Genomic DNA, 21032 nt, shown 5'->3' on the forward strand with positions numbered 1-21032 from the left:
TTCAGGTGCCGAGGGATGTCAGGACGTCGCGCCGCAGCGCCACGCGGGCCGGGTCGTCGTGCGCGGCGCGGTCACGGGGGCGGGGCACGTCGCGTACGGCGGTCAGGCGGCCGGCGCCGAGCAGGGCGACGCGGTCGCCGAGGAACAGGGCCTCGTCCACGTCGTGGGTGACGAAGACGACCGTGGCTCCCGTGCCGTGCAGCACCTCCACCAGCAGGTCCTGCATGCCGACGCGGGTCTGGGCGTCGAGGGCGCCGAAGGGTTCGTCCATCAGGACGGCGCGGGGACGTCCGGCCAGCGCCCGGGCCAGCTGGGCGCGCTGGCGCTGTCCCCCGGAGACACGGTGCGGCAGCTGCCTGGCCTGTGCGGCGAGGCCGACCCGCTCCAGCCAGGCCGTCGCCTGTTCCCGGCGTTCGGTGCGGGGCAGGCCCTGGATGGCGAGGGGGAGTTCGACGTTGCCGCGCAGGGTGCGCCAGGGCAGGAGGGCGTCCTCCTGGAAGACCAGCGCCCGGTCCGCGCCCGGGCTCACGACGAGACGCCCGTCCTGTTCCGCCGTTCCGGCCAGCGGCGGCAACAGGCCGGCGAGTGTGCGCAGCAGCGTCGACTTGCCGCAGCCCGAGGGCCCGACCACGGTGAGGATCTCGCCGGGGGAGACGTCGACGTCCACACCGCTCACCGCGGCGGCGTCCGGGCGTCCGAGGGTGGCGTCGCGCAGCGTGAGCCGCGTGCCGCGGCCGGATGCCCCGGCGCCGGCCGGCGGCCGGTCCCCAGTACGGACCCCGGCTCCGGCCTCGTCCCCGACCTCGGTACCCGTCCCGGTCTCGGTCCCGACCTCGGTCTCGGTCCCGGTCTCAGTCTCGGACGAGGTGCTCATCGCGTGCCTCCTCGGGATGGGCGCGGGTGTCCTTGCGTACGGCGGCGCGGGCAGGCGACGGCGGCGCACCGGTCCGTGCGGGTTTCGGACGGGCGGTGGGGACGTACGCCGTGCGCGGCAGCCAGCGGGTGAGGCGGCGGCCCAGCAGTTCCACGGCCGTGGAGGTCAGCCAGCCGAGCACGCCGATGGTGACCATGCCGACGAAGACGCCCGGGTAGTCGACGACCGTGTAGTCCTGCCAGGTGCGGTATCCCACGCCGTACTGACCGGAGATCATCTCGGCGGAGATCACACAGATCCACGAGACGCCGATCCCGACCGACAGACCACCGAAGACACCGGGCAGCGCGCCCGGCAGGACCACCGAGCCGAGGACCCGCCACCGGCCGCCGCCCATGGTGCGGACCGCCTCCTCCCACACGGGGGTCAGCGCGCGTACCGCGTGCCGGGTGGAGACCAGGACGGGGAAGAAGGCGGCGGCGCAGGTGATGAAGACGATGCCCTGTTCGTTGGAGGGGAAGAGGAGGATCGCCACGGGGACGAGGGCGATGGCGGGAATGGGCCGGATCACCTCGAGGACCGGACCGAGCAGGTCCTCGGCGAGCCGCGAGCGGGCCACCAGCACGCCCGTGGCCACGCCCAGGACGGCGGCGAGCAGGAAGCCGGTGAGGATGCGGGTCAGGCTGTCGGTGAGGTCGGTCCAGTAGTCGGGCCCCGCCAGCCGGTCGGCGAAGGTGTGGGCCACGTCGGTGACGGTGGGGAACTGCGAGAAGCGCAGCCACAGGTCGATGTCCTGGGCGGTCAGCAACTGCCACAGGCCCAGGGCCACGGCGAGCGAGGCGATCCGCAGCGCGTAGCGGGCGTAGCGGTTCACGACGCCCGCTCCAGTGCCTCGGCGTACGGGACGACGCGCGCTCCGCCGTGCCCGGCGACGTACGCCCGCGCGGTCTCGGGTGCGACGAAGGGCAGCAGGTCGCCGCCGTCGGCCACCCACACCGCCTGGTCGGCGAACCACAGGGTGCCGGTGGTGCTGTCGGGGACGTAGGCGGCGCGGACCTCGTCGCGATGCCCGGCCACGTGCCGCAGCAGCGCGGCCGGGGAGGAGAAGGACAGGGTCTTCTCCGCGCCCTCGGGCCAGACCTCGCCGGCCGGTTCCGGGGGCGTGGCGGCGAGCCGCTCGGCGTACTCGGTCGGGCCGAGCGCCTTCTTCACGTACTGGTCGTCGACGAAGGCGTCCACGTCCACGTCGCCGGTGAGTTTCGCGTCCTTGAGGATCGAGACGTCCTCCTTGAGGGCTTCGACGAGCTGCGGCTTGACCGCCGGGTCGAAGGTGGCGATGCCCTGGGAGCCGTTGTAGAGGTAGACGGTCTCGGCGGGCAGGCCGGTGGCCTTCGCGACCTTCTCCGCGGCGGCCACGGGATGCGCGTCCAGGTAGTCGGTCGCCTGCGTCTGGGCCTTCAGGAACGCCTCCAGCACGGCGGGGCGCCGCTTCGCGAAGTCCTCGACGGCGGTGACGCCGTGGAAGGTGGGCAGGTTCAGCTGCGCTCCGTCGTACAGGGCCTTCGCCTTGCCCTGGTGGGCGAGCAGGCCGGGCCAGGCGACGAACTGCGACAGGGCGTCCGCACTTCCCGCGTCCAGGGCCGAGGCACCCACGGCGGGCTGCTGGTTGAGCTTCTCGATGTCCTCGGCGGGGTCGAGACCGGCGCGTTGCAGGGCGCGCACGAGGGTCCCGTCGGCGGCCGAGCCGACGCTCGTCGAGACCTTCTTGCCCTTGAGGTCCTTGAGGGAGGTGAGAGGGGAACCGGGGGCGACGACGATGGTGTTGAGGCCGCCGCGGAGGTTGTAGCCGGTCACCGAGACCAGACGGGTCGGCTTGCCGAGCTGCTTGCCGCGGGCCGCGTTGATGAGCAGCGGGAAGTCGCCCATCGAGCCGATGTCTATCTTCCCGGCGGTCATCTGGGCGGTGATGGGCGCGCCGGTCGCGTAGTCCTGCCAGTCGACCTTGTAGGTGATGCCGTCGCCGAGGGAGTTGAGCTGCTTCTCGAAGTAGCCGAGGGAGCGCAGGAGGGTGCCGGCGGTGACCGTGTTGATCGTCCTGGACTGGTAGCCGACCGTCACGGTGACCGTGGAGCCGTCCCCGTCGGCGGACGCGTCGCCGCCGCAGGCGGTGAGGGAGAGGAGCAGAGCCACGGCGGCAGCGGCGGGGAGCGGGGTGCGTTTCGCCTTCATGGGGAGTCGGCCTCTCACCGGAGCAGGTAGGGCATGTTGACCGTGACCGCCCCGGTGGGGCAGCGGGCGGCGCACGGGCCGCAGTACCAGCACTCGTCGACGTGCATGTACGCCTTGCCGTTGCGCTCGTCGATGGCGAGGGAGTCCAGCGGGCACATGTCCACGCAGAGCGTGCAGCCTTCGATGCACTTCGACTCGTCGATGGTCACGGGCACGTCGGCCCGCTGGGGCGCCAAGGGCATGGCTGTCTCCAGGGAGGGTGCGCGAAAGGGGGTTCAGCGGGTCACAGGGACCGGTGCAGCAGGCCGCTCATCGCGATGCGGTCGCCGCGGAAGCGGACGAACTCCAGGTCGACGGGGCGGCCGTCGGCGAGGTGGGTGAGCCGTTCCAGCATGAGGACCGCCGTGCCGCGCGGTGCCTCCAGTACGGCGGCGGAGTGCGCGTCGGCGGTGACGGCCTCCAGGGTGATCTCGGCGTGGCCGAGCGGCCGGCCGGTGACGGATTCCAGGAGACGGAACACGTCGGTGTTCTCCAGGTCCGCGCCGAGCAGCGTGGTCCCGATGTCGAGGGGGAGGTAGGTGAGGTCCAGGGAGAGGGGGACGCCGTTGAGGCGGCGCAGGCGTTCGATGTAGAGGACGTCGGCGCCGGGTGGGACGCGGAGGCGTTCGGCGACCGGGGCGGGAGCCGGGACGGGGACGGTCGTGCGGACCTCGTTGGTGACGCGGCCGTGTTCGTGCAGGGTCTCCGCGAGGCCCATCAGCCGGTCGAGCCCGTGGGCGTACTTGCGGGCCACGACCACGGTGCCGATCCCGGGCCGACGGGCCACGAGCCCTTCGGCGCGCAGCAGGTCGAGCGCCAGGCGGACGGTGTTGCGGGTGGTGTCGTAGTCGGCGGCGAGGGTGTCCTCGTGGGGGAGGGTGCCGTCGGGGAAGGCGTCGTCGAGGAGCTGGCGGCGGAGCAGGTCGGCCAGTTGACGGGCCTGGTCGGCGCGCAGCCGACGCCGCGTGCGGTGGGCGGCGACGGTGGTCGCGCCCTGGCCGGCGTGGTCTCGGATGCGTGCGGTGGGCGGCATGGCTGGAACCATACCTATCCAGTGGGATTAGTGGTGTTGCTGAAATGTTGCGCCACCTGGAGCTCCGCCGGTGGTGGGGGTGAGCTGGGGTTTCCGTCCGGGGTGGGGGAGTTCTGCCACCGTGGCTCTCATCGTGGCTTTCACCGGGGGCGCCGGGTGCCGAAGCGGGCGCCCGCGGCTGTGGGGCTATGCCAAGGCCGTCAGACCCGGGGCGAAGGTGATCAGGAGGGGGAGGAGCGGGACCAGGGCCGCTGTCGCCGTGGTCAGGGCGCGGTGGCGGCGGGGCAGGCGGGGCTGGGGCTCCAGGAGGCGGTCGACCCGTTCGCCGAGGAGCCGGTGGCTGGAGGCGCAGGACAGGACCCCGCGGTGCTGGTTCAGCTCGATCAGGGCCAGCGCGGTGGTCAGGTGGCCGCAGCGCCGGGAGGCGGTGTCGTCGGCCGACAGCTCGACCAGGCGGTGGGTCTGGTCGCAGAAGTGGGCGAAGAGCGGGACACTCGGGAACCCGGTGGCCAGGGCGGTCGACAGGTGCAGCAGCCAGTCGTGGCGGGCCCGGGCGTGGCCGCGCTCGTGGGTGAGGACGGCGTCCAGCTGATGGTCGGTGAGGCGGTGCAGGGCGCCGGTGGTGACGATCAGCTGCGGCGGGCTGCCGGGCATCCACCAGGCGTCCGGGTACTCGTCCTCCAGGACCAGCAGCGGCCCGCGGGCGGCGGGAAGCCCGGCGGGCAGGTCGGGGGCGCGCTCGCGCAGATGGGCGCGGGACCGGGCGCGCCGGCGGCGGGCCTCCACGAGTTCGCGCGCGAGCATCGCGGTCGTCCAGGCGGCACCGGCCGCCAGCAGCAGGGTGAGGACGGCCGCCCAGACCGGGCCGGCGGAGAGGTTGTACGCCGCGGTCACCGCGGGCGGCGCCGGTGCGAACAGCTGGGCGCGGACGGTCCCGAAGACCGCTGTGGCACCGAGGATCAGTGCCGTCAGACAGCACAGCAGCACGGTGGCGACCAGGCACTGCCACACCCACAGTCCGACCACGGGGTCCCGCTCGGGCCACGCGGAACGGGTCAGCGCGCGCGGCACCGGCACCGCGGCGGTCACGGCGACGACGAACAGCAGGAGCAGGCAGACGGTCATGCCACTGGCTCCGGATCCTGGTCGAAGGATGGGCGGCTCTGGCTGAACAGGGGCTGTGCTGGACCGGGCCGTGCGCGGACACCGCCCGACGCCAGTATGACGGGGCCGGGCGGTGCGAGTCAGGTGTCGGCGGGCACCGGTTCCGGAATTCGTGCCGCCACCGACCGGTCGGACGGAGCCTCCCGGCCGCTCGCGCCGCCGCACAGGTCGCCGCACGCGCCGCCGGGGGCCTTCCCGCGCCCGGTCAGACGTCCCGGCCGACCACCCGCCCGGTCACCTCTCCCAGCCCCACCCGGACCCCGTCAGGTCCCGGGGCCCAGGCCGAGAGGGTCACCACGTCCCCGTCCTCCAGGAACGTCCGCTTGCCGTCGGGCAGTTCCAGCGGGTCGCGGCCGTTCCAGGTCAGTTCGAGCAGCGACCCCCGCTCCCGCTCGGTCGGCCCGCTCACCGTGCCCGAGCCGTAGAGGTCACCGGTGCGCAGCGAGGCGCCGTTGACCGTCATGTGGGCCAACTGCTGGGCGGCCGTCCAGTACATGGTGGAGAACGGCGGCTCGGAGACGACGTGGCCGTTGAGCGCGACGGAGATCCGCAGGTCGTAGCCGCCGGGGCCGTCCTGGTCGTCGTGGGTGTCGTCCAGGTAGGGCAGCAGCTCGTGCGTGCGCTCGGGCGGCGCCACCCGTGCCTCCTCCAGCGCGTCCAGCGGGGTGATCCACGCCGACACCGACGTGGCGAAGGACTTGCCGAGGAACGGGCCGAGGGGCACGTACTCCCAGGCCTGGACGTCCCGCGCGGACCAGTCGTTGAGCAGGCAGAGCCCGAAGACGTGCTCGCGGAAGTCGCCGAGCGCCACCGGGCTGCCCGGCTCGGACGGCACGCCCACGACGAAGCCGACCTCGGCCTCGATGTCCAGGCGGACGGACGGGCCGAAGACGGGAGCGGCGTCGGCCGGTGCCTTGCGCTGCCCCGACGGACGTACGACGTCCGTGCCGGACACGACGACCGTGCCGGAGCGGCCGTGGTAACCGATCGGGAGGTGCTTCCAGTTCGGGGTAAGGGAGTCGGCGGCGTCGGGGCGGAAGATCTGGCCGACGTTGCGGGCGTGGTTCTCGGAGGCGTAGAAGTCGACGTAGTCGGCGACCTCGAAGGGCAGGTGCAGGGTCACCGACGACAGCGGATGGAAGAGCGGCTCCAGGACCTCGCGGTGGGAGGGGACCGTCACCCACGCCGTCAGCGCGCGCCGCACGTCCGACCACGCCGTCCGCCCGGCCGCCAGCAGCGGGTTGAGGGTGGGCCGCGCGAGCAGGGACGCGTACGGCGAGCCGAGAGCGTGGGCCGCCGCGCCCGCGTCGAGGACGTGGTCGCCGAGCCGGACGCCCACCGTCCGGTCGCGCGAGCCGGGGATCGAGAACACGCCGTACGGAAGGTTGTGCGGACCGAAGGGATCGCCCTCGGGGACATCGAAGGGGGGCATCAGGTGCTGCCTCGCTTTCGTGCTCGCCATGTGCGCCGTGCGCGCCGTGTCTGCTCTGTGCTCTGTGCTGCGTGCTGCGTGCTGCGTGCTGTGCGAACCGTTGTGCCACGTGATCGGTGTGGTCACGTGACACATGGTCGGGCCACACGTGCCACACGTTACGGCTGACCTACCGGTCTTGGGCAGTGCGGCCGAAGGTGGCGGCGCCCGGGACGCGATCTCGACGCAGTGGCGGCGAACGGGGTCACTCCGGGCGGGTGTCGGAGGCCGGTCCGGGCTCGGTGCGGGCCGACGCGCGGCCGGGGAGACCCGTCCGCCGTTCACCCCGGCCCCCGCCGATCAAGTCCCCCCGAACAAAGGGAAGGTGCTGCCGGGATCGCCCGGACAGCAGGTAGTGGGCCATGCTGTCGCCAACCGGTGCACAGGCCCCTCAACCGGCCTTAGCCGATGATCTGTCAGGTTTCGGACATGATCGGGCGTCCTCGTGCATCGTCGTTCCGCTTCGAACGCACTCGCTACGCCCTCGTTCGGAAGCGGTCACGGGTGAGTCGGAGGGGTGCGGTGTCCGTATTCTCTGATCATGGACCGCACCGCATATTCACTCGTCGCCACCGACCTGGACGGCACGCTGCTCCGCGGCGACGACACCGTCTCCGACCGGTCGCTGGCCGCGCTGGCGCGGGTCGCCGGGGCGGGTGCGCGGCACCTGGTCGTGACGGGCCGGCCGGCCCCCCGGGTGCGCCCCCTGCTCGACCGGCTCGGCCGCACGGGACTCGCGGTGTGCGGGCAGGGCGCGCAGGTGTACGACGCCGGGGCGCACCGGATGCTGTGGTCGGTCACCCTGGACCGGGAGCTGGCCGAGACCGCGCTCGGCAAGATCGAGGCCGAGGTGGGTCAGGTGCACGCCGCCGTCGACCAGGACGGCGTCGACGGGCTGACGCTCATCGAGCCGGGCTACCTGATGCCCCACCCGACGCTGCCCGCGGTGCGCGTCGAGCGGCGCGAGCAGCTGTGGTCCACGCCGATCAGCAAGGTGCTGCTGCGCCACCCCGAGTTGACCGACGACGAACTGGCGACGACGGCGCGCGCGGTGGTCGGTTCCCTCGCGACGGTCACCATGTCCGGGCCCGGCACCGTGGAGCTGCAGCCCTGCGGCATCACCAAGGCGACCGGCCTGGCGCTGGCCGCCGAGCACCTGGGCCTCGACCGGCGGCGGACGATCGCCTTCGGGGACATGCCCAACGACATCCCCATGTTCCACTGGGCGGCCCACGGCGTCGCCATGGCCGGTGCCCACCCCGAACTCAAGGCGGTGGCGGACGAGGTCACCACGACGAACGAGGACGACGGCGTGGCCGTCGTCCTCGAGCGGATCTTCGGTACCTCTTAGGCGAGGCTCAGGCGGCGTACGGCTCAGTACGCGCTGAAGACGTTGTCCATCGAGCCGTAGCGGTCGGCCGCGTAGTTGCAGGCGGCGGTGATGTTGGCGACCGGGTCGTACGGGTCCCAGGAGGTGCCGGGCACGTGGTACGCCTGGAAGGTCGGGTCGATCACCTGGAGCAGCCCCTTGGACGGGGTGCCGTTGACGGCGTTGATGTCCCAGTTGTTGATGGCGAGCGGGTTGCCGGAGGACTCCCGCATGATGTTGCGGTGAATGCCCTCGTAGGTCCCGGGGATGCCGTGCTGGGCCATGATGTCGAGCGACTCGCGGATCCAGCCGTCGAGGTTGTCCGGGTACGTCGTGGCCGCCGTGACGGCGGTCGTGGCGGCGGCCGGGGTGGCCGCGGATGCGGTGGCGGCGCCGATGAGCGGCAGCGCGAGCACCGCGGCACCGGTGCCGGCCACCGCGAGCTTGCGGGCGAGGCGGCCGGTGCGGGCGTGACGGTTCTGACCGTTGGCAGACATGTGTCCCTCTCCTTACGCCTACGAGGTGAGCTGTCGGGTTCGGGCGGGGAGGTGCCCGGCCGCGCCCTCGACGGGTACGGCTTCACCCCGAGCCGCTCCGGTGGTGACCGGTGCGGCGACTTACCTGGGTCCCCCGCTCCTGCCGGCGAGTTTGTTGGGTGGATGACTGTGCGACGGGCGGTGGCAGGATTCGGCGTCCGCCCGACAGGCCGGGAACGTATGCGAGAGCACATGTCCGGAACAAGTGCAGGAATCACCCCAAGTGCCTGTTGACCTTGGTCTGAGGTGTTTGAGGCTCTTGATCCTTTGCTGTTGCCAAGTCCCAACTGGCTTGCGGGGCAAAGGGAGGGCACAGGTTCGGACGGGGTTGCCTGCGGGCGGTCCGGAGTGAGCCAACTCACTGGCCTCAACAAGCGCGGCAAAACGGGCATTCGTCTCAACCGTGCGCCAACCGGCCGCAGGCGGGGACGGCTTCGGGTGTCGAGCGGCGGGAGGAGGGAAGCGGGAGGGGGAGTGGGCGGCCGGGGAGATGCCTGTCGCGCCCGTCGGACGGGCGTACGCGGATCGGTGTGGGCGGGTGTGCGTGGACCGCGGAGTGGGCGGGTGTGCGTGGACCGGTGCGGGCGGGTGTGTGTGACCGGTGCGAGCGCGTGTGTCGATTGGGTGACGTTCTCGAAGTGCGGGCCGTTGGGAGGAGTGGTGGGATCTTCGGTGGCGGCTTCCGGCCCGTTCGCCCGCCGGGTCCGGCTCATCTCCTCTGGCGATATCAATCAAAATCTGCTCATATCACCTGATCAAAAACATACCGTTCATGATCCGATACCGACCAGCCTGTAACGGTGGGCGCTAGCGGTGATCGAAACGTGACCGGATACGCTGACTTGAGTGGTGGCAGCGACCTATCGACAAACCAGGTAATCGCCAGTAGACACCAGCAGACAGGAGACCCCTCGTGACCGTCGTCGGGCCGTTCGGGCTGAGCGTGCGGGACCAGGCTCTGGAAGCCGATGTCCAGGCCGGATTGGTTGCTGTCGAGGAAGGGTTGCTTGAGGCAACCAAAAGCGAGGTGCCGTTCATCACGGAGGCCGCCCAGCACCTGGTGCGGGCCGGCGGGAAACGGTTCCGTCCGCTGCTGGTGATGCTCTCGGCCCAGTTCGGCGACCCCTACGCCCCCGGGATCGTGCCCTCGGCCGTGGTGGTGGAGCTGACCCACCTCGCCACGCTGTACCACGACGACGTGATGGACGAGGCCGCCGTGCGGCGCGGGGTGCCCAGCGCGAACACCCGCTGGGGCAACTCGGTCGCGGTCCTCACCGGCGACTTCCTGTTCGCCCGCGCCTCGCAGATCCTCGCCGACCTCGGCCCCGAGGCGGTCCGCGTCCAGGCCCTCGCGTTCGAGCGGCTGGTCACCGGTCAGATCCTGGAGACGGCCGGCCCGCAGGACGGCCGCGACCCGGTCGACCACTACCTGGACGTACTGGGCGGCAAGACGGGCTCGCTGGTGGCCGTCTCCTGCCGGTTCGGCGCGATGATGTCCGGCGCCGACGAGACGGTGGTGGACGTGCTGACCCAGTACGGCGAGCGGCTCGGCGTCGCCTTCCAGCTCGCGGACGACGTCCTGGACATCGCCTCCGACTCCGACGAGTCCGGCAAGACGCCCGGCACCGACCTGCGCGAGGGCATCCCCACCCTGCCCGTGCTGCGGCTGCGCGAGCGGGCGGCCCGGCTGGGGCTCGCCGAGGACATCGCGCTGTGCGAGCTGCTCGACTCCGACCTGAGCGACGACGCGCGGCACGCCGAGGCGCTGAGTCTGCTGCGCGCCCACCCCGCGCTGGAGCAGGCCCGCAAGGACACCGTCCGGTACGCCAAGGACGCCCGGGCCGCGCTGGCCCCGCTGCGGGAGTGCGACGCGAAGGCCGCGCTGATCGAGCTGTGCGACGCGGTGGTCCACCGGGCCGGCTGACCGCCCAGCGATCCGTTGCGTGCCGTCCGTCGCCTGTCGCGTGCCGTCCGTCGCGTGTCGCGTGTCGCGTGTCGCGTGTCGCGTGTCAGGGGTCTCCTGGCGCCCGTCACGGGTCTCCCGTCGTGCGTCACCCGTCGCGCCCCGGCCGTGACGTGCGTCACGCGTGGGACCGTCCGCTGCCGGGTGGCGTACGGCCGCCCCTACGGGCCGGGGGACTCGTCACCCCTCTGTGTCATCCCGCAGGAGTAGGCGGAGTTGAGCCCGGGGTCTGACGCCTGTGCTCCGGTGATTTGGTCAGATGGACACCACGGAAAACACCAATCCTCACCGATTCGGGTGAGAATGGCGGCTCACGGGTGAACGAGTGCGAGGTCGCGAGACAGCCGCCGCCGACGACGGAGGTAGGGCACACATGGCACCGATCGATTCCGACGACAACACGACCGCCGGGGAGGGCGAGGAGCTGCGGGCCGGACGGCGCAAGGCCGCACGGTACGTCGTCCCGGTCGCGGTGATGGGAGTGGCGGCCGCGACGATCGGGCTCGTCCCCGCGCTCGCCGACTCCGGCGACCCCGACCTGCCGAAGGTCACGGCGGAGCAGCTCATTGAGAAGATCGCCAAGTCGGACGTCCAGCAGCTGTCCGGCACCGTGCGCATCAACACCGACCTGGGTCTGCCGGACCTCGGCGGGCTGGAGAGCGGCCTGATGTCCGGAATGTCCGGCGGTCCGGGCTCCGGTGAGGACGGCGAGGGCTCCGCGGCCGACCCGTCGGCCAAGCTCACCGAGCTGGTGTCCGGCAGCCACACCCTGCGCGTCGCGGCCGACGGTCCCGACCGGCAGAAGCTCTCCCTGCTGGAGAACGCCGCCGAGTACAGCCTGATCCACAACGGCAAGGACGTCTGGGGCTACGACAGCGGGTCCAACGAGGTCTACCACTCCACCGCCGCCGACAGCACCGAGCGGCCGGGCAGGAATGCGCCGGGCAAGGACGTGCCGGGCAAGGACGTGCCGGCCACCCCGAAGGACTTCGCCGACCAGGCGCTCAAGTCGATCGACGACACCACGTCCGTGACCGTCGGCGGCACCGCGCAGGTGGCGGGCCGGGACGCCTACCGCCTGGTCGTCGAGCCCAAGCAGGACGGTTCCACGGTCGGCGCGATCACCGTGGCCGTGGACGCCGAGACCGGCACCCCGCTGAAGTTCACCCTGACCCCGGCGAGCGGCGGCGCCGCCGTCGTGGACGTGGGCTTCACCAAGGTCAGCTTCGCGAAGCCGGACGCGTCGACGTTCGACTTCACGCCGCCCGAGGGCGCGAAGGTCACCGAGGGCGACGAGGCCGGCAAGCGGGCCGAGGCCCCCGAGCACGGGCGGGAGGCCGAGGGCGACCTCGCCAAGGGGATGGACGGCCTCAAGGTCGTCGGCGAGGGCTGGAACTCGATCGCCACCTTCGACACCGGCGCCGGGGGCGGCCTGCCCACGGCGTCCGCGGGCGGCGACCTCGGCGGCTTCCTCGGCTCCTTCGGCGACCAGGTCAAGGGCGACTTCGGCTCGGGTACGGTCTTCAAGACCCGCCTGGTCAACGCCCTGATCACGGACGATGGCAAGGTCTACGCCGGTGCGGTCACCAAGGACGCGCTGGTGAAGGCGGCCGACGCCGCCAAGTAGGACCCGCGCAGCATCCCCACCCGTACGGCGAAGAGGACGAAAGAGGGAGCCGATGGCCGAACCGTCCGCCGCGGAACCGGAGCGCCCGGACCAGGAGAGCGCGGATGACGCCGTCATCGCCACCCGCGCGCTCACCAAGCGCTACCGCGGCGGACAGCTCGCCGTCGACGGTCTGGACCTGACCGTCCCGGCGGGCAGCGTCTTCGGCTTCCTCGGGCCCAACGGCTCCGGCAAGACCACCACCATCCGCATGCTGATGGGGCTGATCGAACCCACCTCGGGCAGCGCCCGGGTCCTCGGCCGGCCCATGCCGCGCGCGTCCCGCGCCGTACTGCCCCGGGTCGGCGCGCTCATCGAGGGCCCGGCCCTGTACGGCTTCCTCTCCGGGCGCGACAACCTGCTGCGCTACGACGCCGCCGACCCGACCGCCGACCCGCGCACCCGGCGCGAGCGCGTCGCGGCGGCGCTGGACCGGGTGGGCCTCGCGGCCGCCGGCGGCAAGAAGGCGAAGGCGTACTCGCTCGGCATGAAGCAGCGGCTGGGCCTCGCCGCGGCGCTGCTCCAGCCGCGCCGGCTGCTCGTCCTGGACGAGCCGACCAACGGACTCGACCCCCAGGGCATGCGTGAGATCCGCACCCTCGTGCGCGAACTGGCCTCCGACGGCACCACCGTCTTCCTCTCCTCCCACCTGCTGGACGAGATCGAGCAGGTGTGCACCCACGCCGCCGTGATGGCACAGGGGAGGCTGATCACCCAGGGTGCGGTCGCCGACCTGGCGGCCGGGGCGCGCGGCCGGCTGGTGGTGACCACGCCGGACGCGGGCGAGGCCGCCCGGGTGCTGAAGGAGCAGGGGGCCGCGGACGTGGTCGTCGACGGGGACCGGGTGACGGCCGAGCCGCCGGAGCGCGACCTCGCCGAGGTGAACGCGGCGCTGGTCGCGGCCCGGGTCCGGGTCCGGGGCTTCGTCCTGGAACGGGCCTCGCTGGAGGACGCGTTCGTGGCGCTGACCGGGGAGGGCTTCGATGTCGCGGGCTGATGTGCGGGGCGAGCCGCTGGGGGAGTCCCGGGCTACGGTATCGCGGGCGGCGCCGGACCCGGGTGCCGCGCGGAAGCCGAGTCCGCTGTGGTCCCTCGGGCTGCTCCGCAGCGAGCTGCTGACCACCTTCCGGCGCTGGCGCACCCTCGCCCTGCTGGCCGTGCTCGCGGCCGTACCGGTCCTGGTGGGCATCGCGGTGAAGATCGAGACGAGCGACGGGTCCTCGCCCGGTGGCGGTGGCGGTGGCGGTGGCGGCGCGGGACCGGCGTTCATCTCGCAGGTCAGCAACAACGGGCTGTTCCTGGTCTTCACCGCGCTCGCCGCGACCCTCCCGTTCTTCCTGCCGATGGCCATCGGCGTCGTCGCGGGCGACGCGATCGCGGGCGAGTCGAGCGCGGGCACGCTCCGCTACCTCCTGGTCGCCCCGGCCGGCCGCTCCCGGCTGCTGCTCACCAAGTACGCGACGGTGATCGCCTTCTGCCTCGCCGCCACCCTGGTGGTCGCGGTCTCGGCGCTCGCGGTCGGCGCGCTGCTGTTCCCCGTCGGCGATCTGATCACCATCTCCGGCACCCGGATCACGTACGCCGAGGGCCTGGGACGGGCGCTGCTGATCGCCCTCGTCGTGGCCGCCTCACTGGTCGGCATCGCGGCCCTGGGCCTGTTCGTCTCCACCCTGACGAGCAGCGGCATCGCGGCGATGGCCACCACGGTCGGACTGCTGATCACCGTCCAGATCCTCGACCAGATCCCCCAGCTCGACGCCCTCCAGCCGTACTTCTTCTCGCACTACTGGCTCTCCTTCGCCGACGTGATGCGCGAACCGGTCTACTGGGACGACCTGGTGAAGAACCTCGGCCTCCAGGCCCTCTACGCGGCGGTCTTCGGCTCGGCGGCCTGGGCCCGGTTCACGACCAAGGACATCACCGCGTAACCCCGGCCTCCGCCCGCTCGTACGCGAACCGTGCGAACGGCGCCTCCTGCGCGAAGAAGGTCTTGGCGCGGGCCAGCGCCTCCGTGTCCCGCAGGACGTCACCGGGCTTGCTGCCGTTGCCCAGCAGCACCCCGCCGAAGCGCATGCCCATGTACGCCGCCGAGTTGTTCAGGGCGCCGATCAGCGGGTCGGCGACCTCCTGCTCCTCGTGGGCGAGCGCGGTGACGCCCCACAGGGTGCGGCCGGCCAGGGTCGCCTTGAAGTCGAGGCCGGGGGTGCGCAGCCAGCCGGACCAGTGGTCGAGGTAGCGCTTGACCGGCGTGGACAGCGTGTACCAGTACAGCGGCGAGGCGATCACGATGTCCGTGGCGGAGAGGGTGGCGTCGAGCAGCAGACGCGCGTTGCCCTCCGTGGGGCGCTTGTGGTCGCTGTCGTGGCGCAGGTCCTCGAACTCCGGCAAGGGGTGCCGGGCCAGGTCGATCCAGCGCTGCTCGACGTCCGCGGGCAACTGGTCGGCGGCGCGGCGGGCGAGCGACTCGGTGTTGCCGTCGGGTCGGGTGCTGCCCGGCAGGAAGAGGAAGCGGCGCGTCATGAGGACCTCAATTTGATAGGCGACAGACGATAACCTGCGCATGCATTATATGCACACACATCGAGACGGCGTCTGCGTGCACGGTCAACCCGCGGCGTGACCTCCTGGAACGAGCCTGTGACACCCCGGTGACGCGAGAACCGGGAGCGAGCGGAGAGACTCGACAACAGGTGTAAGACAGGCATGACAGGCTCTGGACGGCAGGGAACGGGAACCGCCGACGGAAGCCGCCGATGAGTGGGGGAACGATGTCTCGACTCGGCCGCGACGAACAGCGGGAACACGAGCGCGCCGAGGGCTCGCCCGATCCCGCGACGACGCCGATCGACGTCCGCGTGCCGGAGGGCGACTTCGGCGCACGCGGGGCCACGGTCGACGGTTCACCGGTCGTCGCGGCCCCGGGCGAGGAGATCCAGAACGCCGTCCTGAACCGCCTCCACCGCCTCGCCCTCGCCGCCGGTCGCCCCGTCCTCGCCACGATCCACGACCGTCGCCTCGGCTACTCCGTGCCCCTCCGGGTCGATCCGGACGGCTCCAGCCACCTCGCGGCGGAACCGGTGCCGACGACACCCGAGGAGGCATCGGTGCAGGCGCCCCCGGAAGCGTCCGTGGAGGTGCCCACGGAGGTGCCCACGGAGGCGCCCACGGAGGTGCCCACGGAGGCGCCCACGGAGGTGCCCACGGAGGCGCCCGTGGAAGCACCCGTACGGCAGGACCGGCTCACGCACGTCCTGCGCGCGGTGGCGCCGGTCCGGGACAGCGCGCCGACGTTCACGCTGCGCGCCCTGCCGGAACCGGCCGGGAGCACGCCACCCGGCACGGTGGCGCCGCCGACGGGTGAGTTCGGGCCGCCGCCCCGCATGGACGCCGCTTCCACGGCCGGCGCCTCGCAGGACGCGGGGCCGCGGCCGACGCCCGGCCCCTTCGCCACCGCGCCGGAGCCGACTCCCGCACCCGTACCGGTTCCGGAGCCGATACCTGAGCCGATCCCGGCACCGGTACGCGCCTCCGAGCCGGCCCCCGCCTGCGAGCCGGCCCCCGCCCCCGAGCCGGAAACCGCCCCCGTCCCCGACCTCGGCCCCCGCCCCGGCTCGTACTCCGATCCCGACCCCAAGCCCACGCCGGCCCGCGGCTTCGACGCCGTGGCCGAGGCCGTGCTCGGGGACGCCCCGCTCACCGCGCCCGGCGACGCCACCGCCCCCGCGCTGCTCGCGGAGCCGACGCTGCGCATCAACGAGGCCGTCAAGGAGGGGCGTACGGAGGTCGCGGCGCGGCTGGCGGAGGAGACGGTGACGGAGGCCTCGCGGACGCTGGGGCCGGAGCACCCCGAGGTGCTCCGGCTCCGTGAACTCACGGCGTACATCGCCTACTTGTCGGGCGACCCGGACCGCGCCTTCCAGCTCTCCCTCGACCTGGCCCGGATACACCGGCGCTCGGGCGACGCCGAGGCCGCGTACGGCAACGTCCAGAGCGCGGCGACCGCCTGGCGTGCCGTACGCGACCCCGCACGGGGCCTGGAGCTGGGGGGCGACCTGGTCGGCCTGTGGGACGAACTCGCCGCCGAGGACGGCCCGGCCGCCGAGGACGCCGAGGAACTGCGGTCCGCCCGCGACCGCATGGGCCGCCTCACCCGACGCGTCGGCGCCCAGGCGGGCTGACGCCGACCGGGAGGCGCCGTGGGTGCCGTCCCGCCCGGACGACGCCCGCGCGGGGCCGTCCGTCCTACTGCGACAGTTCCCAGACCGCGTACGCGATGGCGTCGCTGTTGCGGTTCAGGGCGGTGTCGTTGATGTTGGCGGTCGTGTCGCAGGACGAGTGGTAGCAGCGGTCGAACGGCTGGCCCGCGGTGCCGCCCCACTTGGCCGCCTGCGCGGACGTCTTGCGGTAGTCGGCGCCGCTGAAGAGACCGCCCACGGGGACACCCGCGTTCTTGAAGGGCGCGTGGTCGGAGCGTCCGTCGCCCTCGGTCTCGATCTCCGTGGAGATGCCCAGACCGGCGAAGTAGTCCTTGAACGTCTTCTCGATCGTGGGATCGTCGTCGTAGACGAAGTAGCCGGGGTTGGGCGAACCGATCATGTCGAAGTTCAGATAACCGCTGATCTTCGCGCGCTCGGCGGAGCCGAGGCTGTTGACGTAGTAGCGGGAGCCGACGAGTCCCAGCTCCTCCGCGCCCCACCAGGCGAAGCGCAGGTGCTTGGTGGGCTGGTAGCCGGACCGGGCGACGGCGAGCGCGGTCTCCAGGACGGCCGAGGAGCCGGAGCCGTTGTCGTTGATGCCGGGCCCGGAGGTGACGCTGTCCAAATGTGACCCGGCCATGACAACTTGACTCGCGTCGCCGCCGGGCCAGTCCGCTATCAGGTTGTACCCGGTGCGGCCCGAGGCGGTGAACTGCTGGACGCGGGTGGTGAATCCGGCCGCGTCCAGCTTGGCCTTCACGTAGTTGAGCGAGGCCTGGTAGCCGGCGCGGCCGTGGGCGCGGTTGCCGCCGTTCGCCGTGGCGATCGACTGCAGTTGCGAGAGATGGGCCTTGACGTTGGCTATCGGTATGTCGGGTGCGGCAGCGACGGTGGCGGAGGCGGCGGGGTGCGCGGGAGCGGTCGCCGCGCCCGCGGCGGAACCGCCGGTCACCAGCGTGGCGACGGCGACGGCTCCGGCCGTCAGCGCACGCCCGGAAAGGAGGAGCTTCATGTGGGGGGCTCCGGATTCCTAGGGGGTCCCTGGGGTGGGGACTCCGCAGTGAATGGGGTGCCTGGATGGTGCGGGCGGGACTGACCGCCCGTCAAGACCGCTATTCGGCCACGGTGTCACACATACCGGAAGCCGTCCGGTCAGCCGCTGTCGTGCCCGGCCGGTCCTAGTGCACGCAGAACTCGTTCCCCTCGGGGTCCGTCATCACCACCCACTCGCCGCCCGGCTCCTTCACCTGCCGCTGCACGCTCGCCCCCAGCGCCTGGAGCCGGGTGACCTCCTCCTCGCGCCGGCCGTCCGGCGCGTGCACGTCGAGGTGGACCCGGTTCTTGACCGTCTTGGCCTCCGGCACGCGCTGGAACAGCAGCCGCCGCCCCAGCCCGGTGCCGCTCTCCTCCTGGAAGGGGTCGTCGGGATGGCGCACGGCGGCCAGGTCCCGCCAGGCGCGGCGGCCGTGGGACTCGACCGTCAGCTCCGCCGGTACCGCCCCGAAGCCCAGCAGTTTCTCGATGAGCGCGCTGTTGTCCTCCACCTCGTAGTGGAGGGCCGCGGCCCAGAAGTCCGCCTGGGCGTGCGGGGCGGCCGCGTCGATGACGATCTTGATGTGCAGAGGAGCCGGTCTTGAGGTCGATGTCATGTAACCACTTATACTGGTTGCATGACCGAGCGGGCAGCGGAATCGCCGAAGTCGGCCCTGGGCCGTCCCCCCGGACTGACGCTGGTGTCGTCCCAGGGCACGTCGTACCGCTTCGACCCGGGTGCGCTCTGCCTCGAACTGCTGACCACGGGAGGGCCGGGCGCCTTCGCTCGCTGGGAGGTGCTGCACGAGCCCGCCGACCTGATGACCTGGGTCGGCCACAGCCGGCTGCCGGACGGGCTGGACCTGTCGGTGGACCGGACGGACGTGGAACGGGCCAGGGCCCTGCGCGACGCCCTCTTCCTCCTCGCCGCGGACCGCGCCCACGGACGACCGCTCCGCCCCGCCCACCTGGACGTCGTCAACGCCGCCGCGGCCGCGCCCCCGCTCGTCCCCCGGCTCGAACCGGACGGCACGCGCGGCTGGGCCCCGGGCGCCGACGGGTCCCGGCTGCTGTCGACCGTGGCGCGCGACGCGATCGAGCTGTTCACCGGTCCGTACGCGGACCGCATTCGCGAGTGCGGTGCCCACACCTGCTACTTGCTGTTCGTCGACACCTCACGTCCCGGCCGCCGCCGCTGGTGCGCGATGGAACACTGCGGCAACCGGGAGAAGGTCCGTGCCCACCGCGCCCGGCGGGCGCCGGACCAGCACTGACCCGGTCCTCACCAGGTGCCGTTACGGCCGCCCCGCCCTGGTGCCGTGCTGCTGCCGGGGCGCGTCGGTGGAATCGGCCACCGGGGTCCCCGAGGCCACCACCCCCGACTCGCGCGCGACGGCGTCCGCCTTGACCGGCGGTACGCCCGCGCCCGTCCGGTCCAACCGCTCCCGCAGCGCACGCGCGGTCCGCCGGGCCGTGCGCAGCGCGTCCCAGGTGAGCAGCGTCAGCGCCAGCCAGACCAGCCCGAAACCCGCCCAGCGCTCGGGCGGCATGGCCTCGTGGAAGTACAGCACGCCGAGCGCGAACTGGAAGACCGGCGCCAGGTACTGCAGCAGCCCCAGCGTGGACAGCGGTACGCGGATCGCCGCCGCGCCGAAGCAGACCAGCGGGATCGCGGTGACGATGCCGGTCGCGGCGAGCAGGGCCGAGTGCCCGAGCCCCTCGGTGGTGAAGGTCGACTCGTCCCGGGCGCCCAGCCACAGCAGATAACCGAGCGCCGGCAGGAACTGGATCGCCGTCTCCGCGGCCAGCGACTCTACGCCCCCGAGGTTGACCTTCTTCTTCACCAGTCCGTAGGTGGCGAAGGAGAAGGCGAGGCAGAGCGAGATCCACGGCGGCTGGCCGTAGCCGAGGGTGAGGACGAGCACGGCCGCGAAGCCGGTGCCGACCGCCACCCACTGCGCGGGCCGCAGTCGCTCCTTGAGCAGCAGCACGCCCATAGCGATGGTGACCAGCGGATTGATGAAGTATCCGAGCGAGGCCTCGACGACGTGGCCGCTGTTCACGGCCCAGATGTAGACGCCCCAGTTGACGGTGATGACCGCCGCGGCGACCGTGACCAGGGCGAGCTTGCGCGGCTGCCGCAGCAGCTCGCCGGCCCAGGCCCAGCGCCGTACGAAGAGCAGGGCGACGGCGACGAAGGCGAGGGACCACACCATCCGGTGGGCGAGGATCTCCCCGGCCCCGGCGGGCTTGAGCAGCGGCCAGAACAGCGGGACGAGACCCCACATCCCGTACGCCGCGAAGCCGTTCAGCAGGCCTATTCGCTGATCACTCCTGGACGACCCGGCCACGGGCACCTCCTTCTCGCACACGGCATGCCGGGGACGGGGAGGCATGCGAGGACGAAGGTAGCGCCGCACCCGGCCGCCTGTCATGCCCGTATCGGAATACGGTCATGACAGGCGGGATGGGGGCCGGTGAGGGCGGGGGTCAGCCCTTGAGTGCGGCGGCGACGGCCTCCGCGAGCGGCGTCGTCGGGCGGCCGGCCAGCCGGGACAGGTCGCCGGTGGAGACGACCAGCTCGCCCTCGGCGATGGCGGCGTCCACGCCCGCGAAGACGTCCGCGAGCGGCCCGGGCACCCCGGCGCCGGTCAGGATGCCGGTGTAGTCCTCGATGGAGACGGGGTTGTAGACGATCTCCTTGCCCGTCTGCCGGCTCAGCTCGGCGGCGTACTCGGCGAAGCTCCAGGCCTCGTCGCCGCCCAGCTCGTACGCCGTGTTCTCGTGGCCCTCGCCGGTCAGTACGGCGACGGCGGCGGCCGCGTAGTCGGCGCGGGAGGCGGAGGAGACCCGGCCCTCGCCGGCCGCCTGCACGACGGCGCCGTGCTCCAGGACCGGGGCGAGCTGCTCGGTGTAGTTCTCGTGGTACCAGCCGTTGCGCAGCAGCACGTACGGCACGCCCGAGCCGACCAGCACCTCCTCGGTGGCGCGGTGGTCGTCGGCGAGCGCGGCCTTGAGGCTGCTGGGGGCGCTGGTGTAGGCGAGCAGGGCGACGCCGGCCTTCTTCGCCGCGTCGATGACGATCGTGTGCTGCCGCACGCGGCCCTTGTCGAACTCGTTCCCGGAGATCAGCAGCACCCGGTCGCCGGCCGCGAACAGGTCGTCGAAGGTCTCGGGGGAGTTGTAGTCGGCGACCGCGAGCCGTACGCCGCGGGCGGCGAGGTCGGCGGCCCTGTCGCGGTCCCGGACGACGGCGGTGACCTGGTCGGCCGGCACCTTCTCCAGCAGTTGCCGCACGACGTGGCGGCCGAGGTGTCCGGTGGCTCCGGTGACGACGATGCTCATGGCTTCAGTGCTCCTTGGGGGGTGTGTTGCCACTGACCCTAGGCGCTGCGCTAACTTCTGGAAAGTGCCCACTTTGAAGTAAGGTACTTACCTCCAGGTAAGGCGAAGGGCCCGG

20 protein-coding genes and 1 riboswitch are annotated in these 21032 nt (G+C 72.3%); of the genes, 7 read left to right on the forward strand and 13 right to left on the reverse strand.

Features of this window, described 5'->3' with window-relative positions; all coding sequences use genetic code 11:
• Position 1: 1 nt before the first annotated feature.
• The 7 genes from BZZ08_RS13630 to fahA form a co-directional block, all read right to left on the reverse strand.
• The gene (locus BZZ08_RS13630; protein ID WP_104632455.1) at positions 2-874 is read right to left on the reverse strand and encodes an ABC transporter ATP-binding protein; all 873 of its coding nucleotides are present in this window, start codon (positions 872-874) and stop codon (positions 2-4) included.
• Complete coding sequence (locus tag BZZ08_RS13635) at positions 852-1748, reverse strand: ABC transporter permease (RefSeq protein WP_104632456.1); 897 nt, start codon at positions 1746-1748, stop codon at positions 852-854. Before BZZ08_RS13635 ends, BZZ08_RS13630 begins: the two co-directional genes overlap by 23 nt.
• A complete protein-coding gene (locus BZZ08_RS13640) occupies positions 1745-3103 on the reverse strand; it encodes an ABC transporter substrate-binding protein (RefSeq protein ID WP_104632457.1) in 1359 nt (452 codons plus the stop codon). Before BZZ08_RS13640 ends, BZZ08_RS13635 begins: the two co-directional genes overlap by 4 nt.
• A gap of 14 nt (positions 3104-3117) precedes the next feature.
• Positions 3118-3345 carry a 4Fe-4S dicluster domain-containing protein gene (locus tag BZZ08_RS13645; protein WP_030145386.1) on the reverse strand — a complete coding sequence of 76 codons (228 nt, stop codon included), beginning with the start codon at positions 3343-3345 and terminating at the stop codon, positions 3118-3120.
• A gap of 41 nt (positions 3346-3386) precedes the next feature.
• Entirely contained in the window at positions 3387-4175 is a 789-nt protein-coding gene (locus BZZ08_RS13650) for a GntR family transcriptional regulator (RefSeq protein ID WP_104632458.1), read from the reverse strand.
• Between the two features lie 186 nt (positions 4176-4361).
• Positions 4362-5300 carry a M56 family metallopeptidase gene (locus BZZ08_RS13655; RefSeq protein WP_104632459.1) on the reverse strand — a complete coding sequence of 313 codons (939 nt, stop codon included), beginning with the start codon at positions 5298-5300 and terminating at the stop codon, positions 4362-4364.
• Between the two features lie 244 nt (positions 5301-5544).
• The gene (gene fahA / locus BZZ08_RS13660) at positions 5545-6771 is read right to left on the reverse strand and encodes a fumarylacetoacetase (protein ID WP_104632460.1); all 1227 of its coding nucleotides are present in this window, start codon (positions 6769-6771) and stop codon (positions 5545-5547) included.
• A gap of 580 nt (positions 6772-7351) precedes the next feature.
• On the opposite strand from fahA, the gene BZZ08_RS13665 reads away from it, so the two are divergent.
• The gene (locus BZZ08_RS13665) at positions 7352-8161 is read left to right on the forward strand and encodes an HAD family hydrolase (RefSeq protein ID WP_104632461.1); all 810 of its coding nucleotides are present in this window, start codon (positions 7352-7354) and stop codon (positions 8159-8161) included.
• A gap of 23 nt (positions 8162-8184) precedes the next feature.
• Here BZZ08_RS13665 and BZZ08_RS13670 read toward each other — a convergent pair whose 3' ends face one another.
• Positions 8185-8676 carry a transglycosylase SLT domain-containing protein gene (locus BZZ08_RS13670; protein WP_104632462.1) on the reverse strand — a complete coding sequence of 164 codons (492 nt, stop codon included), beginning with the start codon at positions 8674-8676 and terminating at the stop codon, positions 8185-8187.
• A gap of 1 nt (position 8677) precedes the next feature.
• A riboswitch (cyclic di-AMP (ydaO/yuaA leader) is annotated at positions 8678-8834 on the reverse strand.
• Between the two features lie 794 nt (positions 8835-9628).
• On the opposite strand from BZZ08_RS13670, the gene BZZ08_RS13675 reads away from it, so the two are divergent.
• From BZZ08_RS13675 to BZZ08_RS13690, 4 genes are all read left to right on the forward strand, one after another.
• Positions 9629-10639, forward strand: coding sequence for a polyprenyl synthetase family protein (locus BZZ08_RS13675; protein WP_104632463.1), 1011 nt, complete (start codon positions 9629-9631; stop codon positions 10637-10639).
• Between the two features lie 412 nt (positions 10640-11051).
• Positions 11052-12305 (forward strand): LolA family protein, encoded by a 1254-nt coding sequence (locus BZZ08_RS13680; protein WP_104632464.1) that lies wholly within the window; start codon positions 11052-11054, stop codon positions 12303-12305.
• Positions 12306-12357: 52 nt separating this feature from the next.
• Complete coding sequence (locus tag BZZ08_RS13685; protein WP_104632465.1) at positions 12358-13341, forward strand: ABC transporter ATP-binding protein; 984 nt, start codon at positions 12358-12360, stop codon at positions 13339-13341.
• Positions 13328-14272, forward strand: a complete 945-nt coding sequence (locus BZZ08_RS13690) for an ABC transporter permease (protein ID WP_104632466.1) — start codon at positions 13328-13330, stop codon at positions 14270-14272. The genes BZZ08_RS13685 and BZZ08_RS13690 overlap by 14 nt, the downstream gene beginning before the upstream one ends.
• Here BZZ08_RS13690 and BZZ08_RS13695 read toward each other — a convergent pair.
• Entirely contained in the window at positions 14262-14864 is a 603-nt protein-coding gene (locus BZZ08_RS13695; protein ID WP_104632467.1) for a flavodoxin family protein, read from the reverse strand. The genes BZZ08_RS13690 and BZZ08_RS13695 overlap by 11 nt on opposite strands.
• A 248-nt stretch (positions 14865-15112) precedes the next feature.
• Here BZZ08_RS13695 and BZZ08_RS13700 point away from each other — a divergent pair, with 248 nt between their 5' ends.
• Positions 15113-16522, forward strand: a complete 1410-nt coding sequence (locus BZZ08_RS13700; RefSeq protein WP_198601454.1) for a tetratricopeptide repeat protein — start codon at positions 15113-15115, stop codon at positions 16520-16522.
• A 64-nt stretch (positions 16523-16586) separates the two neighbouring features.
• Here the strand turns inward: BZZ08_RS13700 and BZZ08_RS13705 are convergent, their stop codons facing one another.
• Both BZZ08_RS13705 and BZZ08_RS13710 read right to left on the reverse strand, forming a co-directional pair.
• Positions 16587-17552: a M28 family metallopeptidase gene (locus BZZ08_RS13705; RefSeq protein WP_104632468.1), complete on the reverse strand. Its 966-nt coding sequence runs from the start codon at positions 17550-17552 to the stop codon at positions 16587-16589.
• A 166-nt stretch (positions 17553-17718) separates the two neighbouring features.
• A complete protein-coding gene (locus BZZ08_RS13710) occupies positions 17719-18189 on the reverse strand; it encodes a VOC family protein (RefSeq protein ID WP_104632469.1) in 471 nt (156 codons plus the stop codon).
• A gap of 21 nt (positions 18190-18210) precedes the next feature.
• On the opposite strand from BZZ08_RS13710, the gene BZZ08_RS13715 reads away from it, so the two are divergent.
• Positions 18211-18846 carry a CGNR zinc finger domain-containing protein gene (locus BZZ08_RS13715; RefSeq protein WP_198601455.1) on the forward strand — a complete coding sequence of 212 codons (636 nt, stop codon included), beginning with the start codon at positions 18211-18213 and terminating at the stop codon, positions 18844-18846.
• 21 nt (positions 18847-18867) lie between these two features.
• Here BZZ08_RS13715 and rarD read toward each other — a convergent pair whose 3' ends face one another.
• Together rarD and BZZ08_RS13725 are read right to left on the reverse strand one after the other, a co-directional pair.
• Entirely contained in the window at positions 18868-19923 is a 1056-nt protein-coding gene (gene rarD / locus BZZ08_RS13720; RefSeq protein ID WP_104632470.1) for an EamA family transporter RarD, read from the reverse strand.
• A 139-nt stretch (positions 19924-20062) separates the two neighbouring features.
• Complete coding sequence (locus BZZ08_RS13725; protein WP_104632471.1) at positions 20063-20917, reverse strand: SDR family oxidoreductase; 855 nt, start codon at positions 20915-20917, stop codon at positions 20063-20065.
• Between the last annotated feature and the right edge of the window lie 115 nt (positions 20918-21032).

The sequence above is a fragment of the Streptomyces sp. MH60 genome (assembly GCF_002939385.1).
Lineage (GTDB): Bacteria > Actinomycetota > Actinomycetes > Streptomycetales > Streptomycetaceae > Streptomyces.